12 protein-coding genes are annotated in these 13,790 nt (G+C 64.6%); 9 read left to right on the plus strand and 3 right to left on the minus strand.

Going from position 1 to position 13,790, the window contains the following annotated elements; translation table 11 throughout:
• The 5 genes from AB870_RS08570 (at position 1) to AB870_RS08590 (ending at position 6,258) form a co-directional block, all read left to right on the plus strand.
• Positions 1-969, plus strand: a complete 969-nt coding sequence (locus AB870_RS08570; RefSeq protein ID WP_053059631.1) for a CvpA family protein — start codon at positions 1-3, stop codon at positions 967-969.
• A gap of 55 nt (positions 970-1,024) precedes the next feature.
• Complete coding sequence (purF, locus tag AB870_RS08575) at positions 1,025-2,548, plus strand: amidophosphoribosyltransferase (RefSeq protein WP_047907680.1); 1,524 nt, start codon at positions 1,025-1,027, stop codon at positions 2,546-2,548.
• A gap of 284 nt (positions 2,549-2,832) precedes the next feature.
• Complete coding sequence (locus AB870_RS08580; protein ID WP_047908985.1) at positions 2,833-4,020, plus strand: O-succinylhomoserine sulfhydrylase; 1,188 nt, start codon at positions 2,833-2,835, stop codon at positions 4,018-4,020.
• Positions 4,021-4,044: 24 nt separating this feature from the next.
• The gene (gene hisC, locus AB870_RS08585) at positions 4,045-5,115 is read left to right on the plus strand and encodes a histidinol-phosphate transaminase (RefSeq protein WP_047907681.1); all 1,071 of its coding nucleotides are present in this window, start codon (positions 4,045-4,047) and stop codon (positions 5,113-5,115) included.
• 171 nt (positions 5,116-5,286) lie between these two features.
• Positions 5,287-6,258 carry a hypothetical protein gene (locus tag AB870_RS08590; protein WP_053059632.1) on the plus strand — a complete coding sequence of 324 codons (972 nt, stop codon included), beginning with the start codon at positions 5,287-5,289 and terminating at the stop codon, positions 6,256-6,258.
• Between the two features lie 158 nt (positions 6,259-6,416).
• On the opposite strand, the gene AB870_RS08595 is transcribed toward AB870_RS08590, so the two are convergent.
• The 3 genes from AB870_RS08595 to AB870_RS08605 all read right to left on the minus strand — a co-directional run bounded on the left by AB870_RS08595 (position 6,417) and on the right by AB870_RS08605 (position 9,630).
• Complete coding sequence (locus AB870_RS08595; RefSeq protein ID WP_157112277.1) at positions 6,417-8,072, minus strand: phosphoethanolamine transferase; 1,656 nt, start codon at positions 8,070-8,072, stop codon at positions 6,417-6,419.
• 227 nt (positions 8,073-8,299) lie between these two features.
• On the minus strand, positions 8,300-8,665 hold the full coding sequence (locus tag AB870_RS08600; RefSeq protein WP_047907683.1) for a tRNA-binding protein: 366 nt from the start codon (positions 8,663-8,665) through the stop codon (positions 8,300-8,302).
• 116 nt (positions 8,666-8,781) lie between these two features.
• Entirely contained in the window at positions 8,782-9,630 is an 849-nt protein-coding gene (locus AB870_RS08605; protein WP_053059633.1) for a helix-turn-helix domain-containing protein, read from the minus strand.
• 292 nt (positions 9,631-9,922) lie between these two features.
• On the opposite strand from AB870_RS08605, the gene ssuE reads away from it, so the two are divergent.
• The 4 genes from ssuE to AB870_RS08625 all read left to right on the plus strand — a co-directional run bounded on the left by ssuE (position 9,923) and on the right by AB870_RS08625 (position 13,754).
• The gene (gene ssuE / locus AB870_RS08610; RefSeq protein WP_064674801.1) at positions 9,923-10,600 is read left to right on the plus strand and encodes an NADPH-dependent FMN reductase; all 678 of its coding nucleotides are present in this window, start codon (positions 9,923-9,925) and stop codon (positions 10,598-10,600) included.
• A gap of 14 nt (positions 10,601-10,614) precedes the next feature.
• Entirely contained in the window at positions 10,615-11,775 is a 1,161-nt protein-coding gene (gene ssuD, locus AB870_RS08615; protein ID WP_047907684.1) for an FMNH2-dependent alkanesulfonate monooxygenase, read from the plus strand.
• A gap of 84 nt (positions 11,776-11,859) precedes the next feature.
• Positions 11,860-12,714: an aliphatic sulfonate ABC transporter permease SsuC gene (gene ssuC / locus AB870_RS08620; RefSeq protein WP_084663468.1), complete on the plus strand. Its 855-nt coding sequence runs from the start codon at positions 11,860-11,862 to the stop codon at positions 12,712-12,714.
• Entirely contained in the window at positions 12,711-13,754 is a 1,044-nt protein-coding gene (locus AB870_RS08625; RefSeq protein WP_084663470.1) for an ATP-binding cassette domain-containing protein, read from the plus strand. Before ssuC ends, AB870_RS08625 begins: the two co-directional genes overlap by 4 nt.
• Positions 13,755-13,790: the final 36 nt, after the last annotated feature.

Raw genomic sequence — 13,790 nt, forward strand, 5'->3', positions numbered from 1 at the left:
TTGGGCGATACGGTGCATGGCGGTCTGCTGACCGTGGTCGACTACGCGGCCATCGCCATCCTGCTCGGATCGATGTTGCTGGGCATGCTGCGCGGGCTGGTGCGTGAACTGTTCAATCTGGTGGGCTGGGTGGTGGCGTTCTTCGTGGCGCGTGCGTTCGGCCCGAGCGTGGCACACTGGTTGCCCGCCGACCTGCCCGGTGGCGAACTGACGCAGGGCGCGCTGGGTTTCCTGCTGGTGCTGGTGGCCGTGGTGTTCGGTGCCGGTATCGTCAGCGCGCTGGTGGGGCGTATGACCGATCTGATCGGGTTGCGTCCGGCCGATCGCGGGCTCGGTATGCTGTTCGGCATCGTTCGCGGCGTTCTGCTCTTGATGTTATTGATGGTCGCCGCCAAGTTAACGGCGTTGCCGCAACAGCCCGTGTGGCAGCAGTCGGTGACGCGCCCGTGGGTAGAGGCGGGGCTCGAGCGCCTGATGCCGTATCTGCCCGAGGCAGTGCGGCATTACCTGCGCAAGCCCGAGACCGCTGTGCCCAACGTCAACCCGATGGGGACAACCCTTCCCTTGCCACAATTGGAACCCTACCGCGGGTCGCCGGACTCGGGCGGGCACAGTGGTGTGCCGCGCGACGGCGCGCAACGTTCCTCGGGCAGTCACGGCGATGCCATCGGCGGTGCCACGAGCGGCATGGCCGGGGCGGCGGTGAGCGAAGTGGTGAGCGAAGGGGCGAACGACGTCCGGAATGCGGCGAACATGGCGAATACCGCGAATACCGCAACGAAGGCCGTATCGGCGCGCTTGTCGAACCTGATGGGGGGTGGCGCGCTGCGCGACACCAACGGCACGGGGCTGGGGGCGCAGGCGGCAGGTGAGGGAGTGGGTGTCTCGCAGCAGGGATGGGGAATGCGCAGCGGCGGACCGGGCGGTTCGCCCACCCCATCGACCGGCCTGCACAAGGTTTCCGAATGACGGATAATACAGTCCGTTTGATGCAGATTTCGATGTTTTTTGAAGGATTCATGCCATGTGTGGCATCGTCGGTGTAGTCTCCAAATCTCCGGTCAACCAATTCATCTACGATAGCCTGCTGCTCTTGCAGCACCGCGGCCAGGACGCCGCCGGTATCGCGACGACGGATGGCCAGTCCTTCTACATGCACAAGGGCAACGGCATGGTGCGCGACGTGTTCCGCACGCGCAATATGCGTGACTTGCCGGGCACTGTGGGCATTGGCCAGGTGCGCTACCCGACGGCAGGTTCGTCGAGCGCCGCTCAGGCGCAGCCGTTCTACGTGAACGCTCCGTACGGCATCGTGCTTGCCCACAACGGCAACCTGACGAACTGGGAACAGCTCAAGGACGAGATGTTCCGCGTCGACCGCCGTCACATCAACACGACCTCCGATTCCGAAGTCCTGCTCAACGTGCTCGCCCACGAGTTGCAGGAAAGCTCGCGCGACGGTCTGTCCGTCGCGTCGCTGTTCCAGGCGGTGGGCAAGGTGCATGGCCGTCTGCGCGGCTCGTACGCCATCGTCTCGATCATTTCCGGCTTCGGTCTGCTCGCGTTTCGCGATCCGAACGGCATCCGTCCGCTGTGTATCGGCCGTTTCGACGGCCCGAACGGCACGGAGTGGATGGTGGCGTCCGAATCGGTGGCGCTCGAAGGCATGGGCTTCGCGTTCGAGCGCGACGTCAAGCCGGGCGAGGCGATCTTCATCAGCAACGACGGCAAACTGACCTCGCAGCAATGCTCGGCGGTGTCTTCGATGCATCCGTGCATTTTCGAACTCGTGTACCTGGCGCGTCCGGATTCGGTACTCGACGGTGTGCCGGTCTACGACGCCCGCCTGCGCATGGGGGATTACCTCGCCGAGAAGATCAGCCGCGAGATCGTCAACTACAAGGACATCGACGTCGTCATGCCGATTCCGGACTCCAGCCGTCCGGCGGCCATGCAGGTGGCGAAGCGTCTGGGCCTGAACTACCGCGAAGGCTTCTTCAAGAACCGCTACGTCGGCCGTACCTTCATCATGCCCGGCCAGGCGATGCGCAAGAAGTCGGTGCGCCAGAAGCTCAACGCCATGCGTGTCGAGTTCAAGGACAAGAATGTGCTGATCGTGGACGATTCGATCGTGCGCGGTACGACCAGCCAGGAAATCGTGCAGATGGCGCGTGACGCCGGTGCCCGCAAGGTGATCTTCGCCTCGGCGGCGCCGCCGGTGAAATTCCCGAACGTGTACGGCATCGACATGCCGACACGCAGCGAACTGGTGGCGCATGACCGCAGCGACGAGGAAGTCGCGCGCATCATCGGCGCCGACGAACTGATTTATCAGGACGTCGAAGACATGAAGGCGGCGGTGCGCGACATCAATCCGGCGCTGTCGGACTTCGACGCGTCATGCTTCGACGGCCACTACATCACCGGCGACGTGACGCCCGAGTACCTGAACCGCCTGGAGCAGCAGCGCAAGGCGCCGAAGGCGCCGGTCGTGGAATCCGGCGAAGGCGATGAAAACGAGCCACGCGGTGTGCAACTGGGGCTTTGATCCGAACGTTGTAAAGGGCCGGCCCCGAGTCGCGATTGACCCTGTCGTCCGCCCCGGGCAGCCGGGGCAACCCTGTTGCAAGGCGGGGGTTTTCCTTCTCCGCCGCCAACGTGCTACACTGCTTCACACGTCGATTTGATTTCAGCTTGCGGACGTGGGGGAATCTCCCCGAAACAGCTAAAGCGAGGCCTAGACAGATGGATTTCGAGCCCGTTTTGCTGACAAGCGAAACGGGCTTTTCTTTTTTGGCCGGCGAGCGAGCCGACCCAATGACGAGACACACGATGGATTCCTTCGACTTCGATACCCTGGCGGTGCGCGCGGGCACGCAGCGCTCCGAGTTTGGTGAACACTCCGAGGCGCTGTACCTGACCTCGAGCTTCGTCTTCAAGAGTGCGGCCGAAGCGGCCGAGCGTTTCGCGCATTCGGAAGAGGGCTTCACTTACTCGCGGTTCACCAATCCGACCGTATCGATGTTCCAGGATCGTCTGGCGGCGCTCGAAGGTGGTGAGGCATGCATGGCGACGGCGTCGGGCATGAGCGCCATCGTCTCGGTCGTGATGACGGCCCTGTCGGCCGGCGATCACCTCGTGAGCTCGCAAAGCATCTTCGGCTCGACGCTGAACGTCTTCTCGACGATCTTCAGCCGCTTCGGTGTCGAGACGACCTTTGTCGATCCAACCGACCTCGACGCGTGGCGCGCCGCGATCCGTCCGAACACGAAGATGTTCTTCCTCGAAACGCCGTCCAATCCGCTGACCGACATCGCCGACATCGAGGCCATCGGCAAGATCGCGAAGGAGGCCGGAGCGCTGTTCGTGGTCGACAACTGTTTCTGTACGCCGGTATTGCAGCGTCCGATCGAGTACGGTGCGGACGTGGTAGTGCACTCCGCGACGAAGTATCTCGACGGTCAGGGCCGTGTGCTGGGCGGCGCCATCGTCGGCAAGAAAGATTTCATCATGGGCAAGATCTTCACGTTCGTGCGCAGCGCCGGCCCGACGCTCTCGGCGTTCAACGCGTGGGTGTTGCTCAAGGGCCTGGAGACGCTCTCGCTGCGTGTCGAAAAGCAATCGGCCAACGCGCTCGAGACCGCCCGGTGGCTGGAGCAGCAGCCGCAGGTCGGTCGTGTGTTCTATCCGGGATTGCCCTCGCATCCGCAATACGAATTGGCGAAGCGTCAGCAGAAGTCGGGTGGGGCGATCGTCGCGTTCGAACTCAAGGGCGCGACGCCCGCCGAGCAGCGCGAGAACGCCTGGCGCGTGATCGACAACACGCGCGTGTGCTCGATTACCGGTAACCTCGGCGACACGCGTACGACCATCACGCACCCGGCAAGCACGACGCATGGCCGCATCACGCCCGAGGCCCGCGCGGCTGCGGGCATCACGGAAGGGTTGATCCGTCTGGCCGTCGGTCTGGAGTCGCCGGCCGACATTCAGGCCGATCTGGCACGCGGTTTCGTGAACTGAGTCGACTCGTTAGCAAGGGATGTCATGAGCAAGTTCTGGAGTGCGGGCGTTGCCGATCTCACGCCCTACGTGCCCGGTGAGCAGCCGCAAATGCAGCGGCTCATCAAACTCAACACCAACGAGAATCCGTACGGTCCGTCGCCGCGCGTGCTCGCCGCCATTCGCGAAGCCCTCGGTGGCGACGCCGATGCGCTCAAACGCTATCCGGACCCGGACGCGCGTTGCTTCAAGCAGGCGATTGCCACGCGCTTCGGTCTGGAACCCGCCAACGTGCACGTGGGCAACGGCTCGGACGAAGTGCTGGCGAACGTGTTCCAGGGGCTGCTCAAACACGACAGGCCAATTCTGTATCCGGACATCACGTACAGCTTCTACCCCGTGTATTGCGGACTGTATGGTGTGGCGTTCGAGAATGTGCCGCTCACGGATACGTTCGAGATCGACGTCGACGCCTACCTCAAGCCGAACGGCGGCATCATCTTCCCGAATCCGAACGCACCGACGGGACGTGTGCTGGCGTCGGGCGAGATCGAGCGCTTGCTCGCGGGCAATCCGGATTCGGTCGTCGTGATCGACGAAGCGTATATCGACTTCGGCGGCGAGACGGCTGCCGGGCTGATCGCGAAGTATCCAAATCTTCTGGTGGTGCAAACGCTATCGAAATCACGCTCGCTCGCCGGGTTGCGCCTGGGTTTCGCCATCGGGCATACGGATCTGATCGAAGCGCTGGAGCGCGTGAAGAACAGCTTCAACTCGTACCCGCTGGACCGTCTCGCGCAGGCCGCGGGCGTGGCGGCCATCGAGGACGAAGCGTATTTCGACGAGACGCGCCGGGCCGTGATGGCAAGTCGCGACGCGTTGACGGCGCGACTCGAAGCCCTTGGCTTCGAGGTGCTGCCGTCGAAGGCGAACTTCGTGTTCGTGCGTCACGCGTCGCACGATGCCGCGCGATTGGCCGCCGCCCTTCGCGAACGATCGATCATCGTGCGTCACTTCGGGCATGCGCGCATCGCGCAGTTCCTGCGCATTACGGTGGGCACGAACGACGAGTGCATGGCGTTGACGGACGCGTTGAAGGCGGTGCTGGGCCAGTAAGGTCCGCGCCGATGGCGACCGCCCTCAAACCCCGGCATTCCGTTCAGCATTCCCGGCAATCCTCACGCGCAACAACTGTCAACGTTGACAGTCGTTGCGCGTAACGCTTGCTGCAAATCTCCTCATATCGGGCACCCCGTGTGACCCGCATATCGAAGAGGAGACCGCGTCATGCGTCATCCGCACCTTCATCAATGGAGCATCGTCGTGGTGCTCGTGTCGCTGTTGTGTGCGTGCACCTCGCTGCCCATGCAGACGGGGTCCCCAGGTCAGTCGTCGCTCGCTTCGGCACCACGTGATATTAAGAGCCTTCATCAGCGTGGGCTCGAGACGATCGTCGAGCTATATCGCCATTACAACTCGACGGCCAAGGATTGCGGGGAGGCCAACCTTCCCGCCGTGCTGTGCAGTGGCGTCCTGATCCGCGCGACGGAGAACACGCCCGACGGCATTGCGTGGGACCCGAGTCCATCGTCGATCACGAGTGGCGGCACATCCTTCTCCTGGCTTCGTCAGGACACCAATTTCTCGCTGATTCCGGTCGACCGTACTAGTGGATTCATCTTCTATCCGAAGCTGCATACGCCGCCGGACAAAAACGGCAAGATCGATGTGCTGTGCGCATTTCCCAACGACGGCCTCACCTACATGAGAGACGAGCAGGGGTGCGGCATCATACCGTCGTATCCCGACGTAAGCCGGCCCTGTGACATACAGGGCATTACGACCGCCGCGCAATGGTTCGCGATGTGGGACGCCGCGTTCGACAAGATGGCACAGACGTGCGGCTTCAATATTCGTCCGAACGCAAAGGATCAGGCGGACCGGTTCATGCAGGTGATTCTCGCCAGAGCGATGATCCCCGACTGGGCGTGGATACAATGGGATGAACTGCGGCTCGCCACATGGCAGCCCGGTACCGGAAAGGATCTGCCAATACTTGCGTTCTTCTATGGCGAAGGCAATGCTGCGGGACTCGCCGGTGCGCGCATCGATCAGCAGAAATACTTCGACATGTTCGGGCAGGCGATTCCGATCGTTCGCCTGTCGCTGCCCCCCGCGAAGGGGGGACGGGCACAGTTTTCGTACAGCGACGACGACCAGGCGGTTCACGCCGAAGGCAGCAGGGCGATAGTGCGGTAAATCGGTACCGCGGTAAGGGGAGCGAGTGGCATGTGCCGACGGGCGCGGGGCCCGATGCGAGTCCGCATCGGCCCCGTTATGCCGCTCGGCATGCGCCTCAACTCTCGCGTGCGGCGTCGAGCGACGCTAGCCGCGCCGCCTGGGAGCGGGCGATGATCTCAGCCGGCCTCGGCGGACACCGGTGCCGGCGGCGCCGCAGCGGGCACGTAGGGCGCACCGTTGATGCGGCGCGGTGCCGGGGTGAACGCATCGCTGAGCAGGTCGTGCGCGGCGTTGTAGTACGGCGTATCGATGTCGAGCAACCCGAGCATGGTGTGCTCGAGACGATCGGTCTGATACGGACGTGCTTCGAGCGCGGCACGCGCCTCGGCGCCGGGCGCATTGCGCCTCCAGACCAGCATCGGTATTTCGTAGCCGGAGGCGTCCGACACCGATTGCCCCGTGTGATTGCGGGTATGGCCGACTTCCTGCGCGTGATCGGAGCTGAACAACAGTGCGGCGTCGGACTTTGCCGTCGCCGCCATCGTTTTGCGGATCAGACTGGAGACGACGTAATCGTTATACGCCATGGCATTGTCGTAGTCGTTGCGCGGACGGCGTACCCATAACGAGCGTCCCTGCGCTTCGAGGTCCGCCATGACGTCGTCGTCGGTGTTGTCGAAGCGGGCGAATTCGTCGGGGTAACGCATATCGTAGGTCGGATGCGCGCCCAGCAGATGCACGACGATGAGCTTGCGCGGGGCGTCGCCGGCGAGTGCGGCTTCGACGTCCGGCAGCAGATTCCCGTCGAAATTATTCTCCCCGCGACCGTAGCCCTTGTTGATGAAAACGCGCTCGTCGGCGCGATTGGCGACCAGTCCCAGCCAGCCGTCGTTGGGCACCTGGTTCGAGATCCAGTACGTGCGGTATCCGGCTTCCCTGGCGAGCATCACGAGATCGGGCTGACGTGTCCATGCATCGGGATCGTCGAGGCTTGCGGGCGTGAGCATTTTCATGAGCGATGCCATCGTTGCCGGTTCGGACGACACCACGTCGCGAAACACCATCAGTTCGTCGCGCAGGGAGCCGAGCATCGGTGTGGTATTGCGCGCATAACCGTAGATCGACATGTTGTTGCGATTCAGGCTCTCGCCGATGATCCACACGACTGTCTTGCGCTCCGGCCCGCGATAGCGCACCTGCCATTCGGCCCGCGCGGCCATGTTGCGATCGAGTTCGCGCTGCAACCTGTCGGCGTGCGCCACCTGTCCCTTGTAGTCGAGGTAGCGGATCGGCCAATAGAGCAGCGGGTTCTCCTTGGCCATTGTCGGGTTCAGATGCAGCGCGAGAAAACCGGTGAAGAACGTCACGATGGCGAGCTTGCTGCGGCGGCGCAGCGGCGGCAGGGGATGCAACGCTTCGGCGCGCGAGAGCCGGTGCTCCAGCAGGCCGGCCGCCGTCATGAGGATCGCAAACGCGGCACCGGCCTCGGCGACGTCGCGCCAGTTGTGCCGGAAGAACTCCCCGGCCTCGGACGGATTCGTGTTGAACACCGCCTGCAACACGAGCAGATGATTCGGGCGCAAACCGAAGTAGTCGCGCAGGAAGCCTTTGGTCGCGGCGTCGAGGAAGAAGACAGCGATCACGCCGAGCGTGGTCGCGCTGAGCCACCCGGGCCGTGCGCGCAGCAGCAGACACAACCCGGCCAGACCCGGCAGCGCGGTCGCCATGATTGCCGCGCTCTTGCCGTATTCGCGCGCGCTGAGCATGCCCAGCGCCCAGAACACAGTGAGGCCGCCCAGTCCGATGCCAAGGCGGTAAAGAAGCGATTTCACGATGAACATCCCCCAATGCTGCTGGCACGTCGAGGCGTGCCTGTCGATAATCGTCCGCTGGCCTAGGCCATGAAGGCTACGAAGGACACGAAGACTGGAATGGCCGGGATCTCAGGCTTAGCGGCAGCGGTTCGACCGGGGAATGCGGAATTGGTGTCGTGATGTCGAAATTTTGGGACGAATGCCGATCGGTATTCCGATATTTCTCAGGAACTCCCCGCGGGCGCTCAGTACAGGCGAGCACCGTTTGGCACCGGGCGCTCCACGCCAGCCAGAACGATCGCGCCGTCGGCGTCGGCAAATCCGGTCACCAGCACTTCCGAGACGACGCCCGCAATGCGTTTCGGTGCGAAGTTGCACACGCACAGCACCTGACGTCCCACGAGGCCCTGGGGCGTGTAATGGACGGTGATCTGGGCGCTCGACGTCTTCACACCCCGCTCGCCGAGATCGACTTCCAGTACGTAGGCCGGCTTCTTCGCCTTCTCGTTGGCGCGGGCCGCCACGATCGTGCCCACGCGCAGTTCGATCTTCTCGAAGTCGTGCCATTCGATAGGGGGTGCCGCGTCGGCATGGTTGACGGTGTCCGTCATGACTTGCTCCGTTGTCTCGTCGATGGATGATCGCGAGCAGCTTAGCGGGTGGCGAGGCCGTGCGGCTTGTGAAATCCGGCAGGCGGGAAATCGTGCGTGTGCGAAGGGCCCGAGCGTCAGTCGTCCTGCCTCGGCGGCGAAATTCCGACGGCGCGAATGTCGCCGTTGCTTGCGTGGCCCATGCGCGCTTCGGCCGGTCTGGCGGCACGCTCGCGCCGCCAGACCGCGGGCGTGAGCCCGTAGTGCTGCCGGAAGGCATGGGTAAGCGCGCTCTGATCGTTGAAGCCGACGTCGAGCGCGATCTCGGCGAGCGGCGTGTCGTGCGCCAACAGCAGCGATGCCGCCCGCGCGAGCCGCAGGCGCATGAGATACCGGTGCGGCGTCTCGCCCGTCATCGCCACGAAGCAGTCGTGAAAATGACGAACGCTCATGCCGGCTTCGTGAGCGAGTGTCGCGGTGTCCGGCGGGGTGGCCAGATCGGCTTGCAGCCGCGCGTCGATCCGGGCGAGATCCAGCCGCAAGGTGCGCGAGGCGTGACGCGCCGGCGCCAGTCGCGCCATCAGCGCCCGAAGCCAGTCGCGCACGACAGGATCGTCTGCATCGAGCGGATGTCCCGCATCGACGCTGTGACTGACCCGGTGGGCGAGCGCCAGCAGCGTGGCATCGAGCGCGAAAAATGCCTCGTGCGCGAACGCGCGTTCGGTGCCCGTCTCGCGTGCAACGCGCGAAGGGACGTCGAGTACGACCTGCCGGTTCGGCCCGTCCCCGCGGTAGTCGTGCCGCACGCCCGCCGGGATCACCACGCCGTTGCGCGCGCCGACGCGGCCCGACTGCATGGCGTTGCCGTCGAGCGAGAGCGACATCCGTCCGGACAACCCGATCACGACCTGATGGAAGTCGTGCGTATCGGTGCTGTCGGTCGTGCGGTATTCGCGCAATTCGAGGATGCGGGGGGGAGTGGCCATGAGACGAAGTTAAACGGGCAGGGGCGGTGCAATCGTCAAGAAAAACGGGGAAGCCGGCCGTCATCCCCCTTTCCTGGAATAAGGTGCGAAAGGTGCATGACTTCAGGTTATGAAAAAACGCGCAAAGCTATCCCGGATTGATTGGTTCGGCCGTGCGAAGCGGGTCGATACACTGGTTCTCCAGTGGCCGGAATGATCCGGCCGGCATCGCAGACGCAGGGCAGACAAGCTCGCTGCGGGCACGGTGCGCTTCGATTTCTCAGGGCCTGCGGCCCGTCTTTGGCAGGGAAGTATGACATACGCCGTTACGATCTCGGGCAGCCCGTCGGCCGCCTCGCGCAGCGCCCGGCTGCTGCGTTTCGTCGAATCCGAACTGGTCGGAGCCGGTATCGAGGTCCGCCGCATCGACGTTCGCGCGCTCTCGCCTGCTGCGCTGCTCGCGGCCGATGCGTCGCATGACGATCTGCGTTACGCACTGGCGCAAGTGGCTGGTGCGCAGGCGGTAGTCGTGGCCACGCCTGTCTACAAGGCTGCCTACAGCGGGCTGCTCAAGGCATTCCTCGACGTTTTGCCTCAGGACGGTCTTGCCGGGAAACTCGTCGCGCCTTTCGCCACGGGCGGCAGCCCCGCCCATCTGCTCGCGCTCGACTACGCCCTCAAGCCGGTGCTCTCCGCGCTCGGTGCGCAACACATTCTGCGCGGGGTCTTCGCTGTCGATCAGCAGGTGCCGAAGGAAGAAGGAGCCGCGCTCGACGCGGCCATCGCCGACCGGCTCGGTGCGAACGTCGATCAGCTCTCGCAATGGCTGCATGAGCGCGAGGTGATTCGTCAGTGGCCGGCGAGGGCGGCCGGGGGGATTCACGACTCAAGTCGTGCACCGGGCGCACCGAACGGAAACGGACCTGGCGGGCTTAATGGGCCTAATGAACCTAACGCACGTAGCGCGAACCGCGCCACGCTCGCTGCCTGATCGCCGGAGCGCGTATGCAAGTCTTCTGGTTCATTCCGACGCATGGCGACACCCGTTATCTCGGCACGTCCGACGGCGGGCGCGTGTTCGATTTCGACTACGCGCGTCAGATCGCAAGTGCGGTCGACTCGCTCGGCTACGAGGGCGTGCTACTGCCGACCGGTCGTTCCTGCGAGGACGCCTGGGTCACCGCATCGAGCCTGATCGGTGCGACGCGCAACCTGAAGTTCCTCGTCGCCATCCGCCCAGGCATTGCCTCGCCCGCGCTGACGGCGCGCATGGCTTCGACGTTCGATCGCCTGTCGGGGGGCAGGTTGCTGATCAACGTCGTGACCGGCGGCGATGCCGGTGAGCTCGAAGGCGACGGCTTCTTCGCCGATCACGCCGAACGCTACGCCGTGACCGACGAATTCCTGCGCATCTGGCGCGAGATCTTCGGAAAATCGCATACCGGCGAGAGCGTCGATTTCGAGGGCGAGCATCTGCGTGCGACCGGCGCGAAGCTGTTTTTCCCGCCGGTGCAGACGCCGTATCCGCCGCTGTACTTCGGCGGTTCGTCGGACGTGGCACGCCAGATCGCGGCAGAACAGCTCGACGTCTACCTCACGTGGGGCGAGCCGCTCGCCGACGTGGCCGAAAAGATTGCGGACGTGCGCACACGTGCGGCAAAACTCGGTCGCACGTTGCGCTTCGGTCTGCGTTTGCATGTGATCGTTCGCGAGACGGAAGACGAGGCCTGGCGCGCGGCCGATTCGCTTATCAGCAAGCTCGACGACGAGACCATCGCGCGCGTTCAGGCCCAGTTCGCCAAGATGGATTCGGAAGGGCAGCGACGCATGGCGGCGCTGCATGGCGGACGCCGCGACAGGCTCGTCATTGCCCCGAACCTGTGGGCAGGCGTGGGGCTGGTACGCGGTGGGGCAGGCACGGCGCTCGTGGGCGACGGTCCGAGCGTGGCGGCGCGCCTTCGCGAGTACGCGGATCTGGGCATCGACACCTTCATTCTGTCGGGCTACCCGCACCTCGAAGAGGCATATCGCTTTGCGGAACTGGTGTTTCCGCATCTGCCGCGGCGCGTGCGCGAAAAGCTCGGGGGGCACGGCAAGGTCTCGCTGTCCGGTCCCATCGGCGAGGTGATGGCCAACAACATCGTACCGCAGGCGTCGCAAAGCTGAGCGGCGGACAACATCCTGACGACTTCACCTTGAACGCAACACAAACGGGGCCGCATCACCGTGGTGCCCCGAGGGGAAATTCGCATGACGCAACTCACTTCAACGACATTGACCGGCGCTGCCACGGGCAGCAGCGCTTCGGCCGGCACGCTGCAACGCTACCGGCGCACGTTCGTGCGACGCCTCGCGCCGTGGGTGGTGCCGATTGCGCTGGTGGCGCTCTGGCAACTCGCGGCAGAAGCGGGCTGGCTTTCCACGCGCGTGCTGCCGGCGCCGTCTGCCGTTGTCGACGCCGCGTGGCAACTGGCGATCACGGGGCAAATCTGGCGCGACATCGGCGTGTCGACCGGGCGCGCCGTGATCGGCTTCGTCATCGGCGGCGGCCTCGGATTGCTGCTCGGCATGCTGACCGGTCTGTCGCGTGTGGCGGAGACGGCCCTCGATTCGTCGTTCCAGATGCTGCGCAACATTCCGCATCTGGCGCTGATTCCGCTCGTGATCCTGTGGTTCGGCATCGACGAGAAAGCCAAGCTGTTCCTCGTCTCGATCGGTGTGTTTTTCCCGATGTATCTGAACACTTACGCGGGCATCCGCGCCGTGGATCCGGCGCTGGTGGAGATGGCGCGCAGCTATGGTCTGCGCGGATGGGCGCTGTACCGCGACGTCATCCTGCCGGGGGCGCTGCCGTCGATTCTGGTGGGTGTGCGCTTCTCGCTGGGGCTGATGTGGGTCACGCTGATCGTGGCGGAGACCATCTCGGCGCAATCGGGAATCGGCTATCTGACGATGAACGCCCGGGAGTTTCTGCAAACCGACATCGTGCTCGTGGGGATCTTGCTGTATGCGTTGCTGGGCAAGCTGGCCGACGTGCTGGCCAAGGAACTGGAATTTCTCTGGTTGCGCTGGCATCCGGCCTTTCAACGAGGAGCCGCCGCATGAGCGCACAACAACTCGCCCCGGTCGCGGGCGCTGACATCGAAGCCGAATGGACGGCAGAGCAACGCGCGACGGTCGGCACGCAAAGACTGTCGCTCGACCCGCAGCCCGACCCGTACGGCACGCAACTGCCACTCGGCGTTGATGCCGCCGCGCCGCGTACGGCGGCTGGGACGAATCTAAAAGTGGTACGCCCGTCGAGTAACCCGCATGCCGCGACCTCGGCAATCGTAGTGACTGAAGCGGCCGCGCTCCCGCCTGGCTTGCGAATCGAAGCCGTCGGCAAGCGCTACGGCGCTCGCCCGGTACTGTCGGATTTCTCGCTGACGATTCCGCGCGGCGGATTCGCCGCCATCGTGGGGCGCAGCGGTTGCGGCAAGTCGACATTGCTGCGCCTGATCGCCGGTCTCGAAACGCCGGACACGGGCAGCATTACGCTCGACGGTCATGCACTCGTCGGCACCTCCGGCAAGCTCGCGACGCGCATCATGTTCCAGGATGCGCGGTTGCTGCCGTGGCGCACGGTGCTGGAGAACGTGGCGATCGGGCTGCCGAAGTCCGCGCATGCGCGCGCGCTCGAAGTGCTGCGTGAAGTCGGCCTTGCCGAGCGCGTCAACGACTGGCCGAGTCAGCTCTCGGGCGGTCAGCGCCAACGGGTCGCGTTGGCCCGCGCGCTGGTGCACCAGCCGGACCTGTTGCTGCTCGACGAACCGCTGGGAGCGCTCGACGCGCTTACCCGAATCGAAATGCACGCGCTGATCGAGCGACTCTGGCGCGCGCACGGCTTCACCGCGCTGCTCGTCACGCACGACGTGCAGGAAGCCGTGGCCCTGGCCGATCGCGTCGTGCTCATCGAGCAGGGGCGGCTGGGACTCGATCAATCGGTGTCGCTGGCGCGCCCGCGAGCGCGCGGCAGCGCTGAGTTCGCCGGGCTCGAAGCGCAGGTGCTCGCGCGAGTGTTGCAGACCGAAGTGGCGCCGTCTTCGCATGTGCCCGCGCCGGAGCCCTTGTGGCCAGCGGCGACGGTGCGCTGGGCGGTGTGATGCGCGTCGGCATGGCGTAGAACCAACGAATCGGAA

It is taken from the genome of Pandoraea faecigallinarum (assembly GCF_001029105.3).
In the GTDB taxonomy this organism is placed as follows: domain Bacteria; phylum Pseudomonadota; class Gammaproteobacteria; order Burkholderiales; family Burkholderiaceae; genus Pandoraea; species Pandoraea faecigallinarum.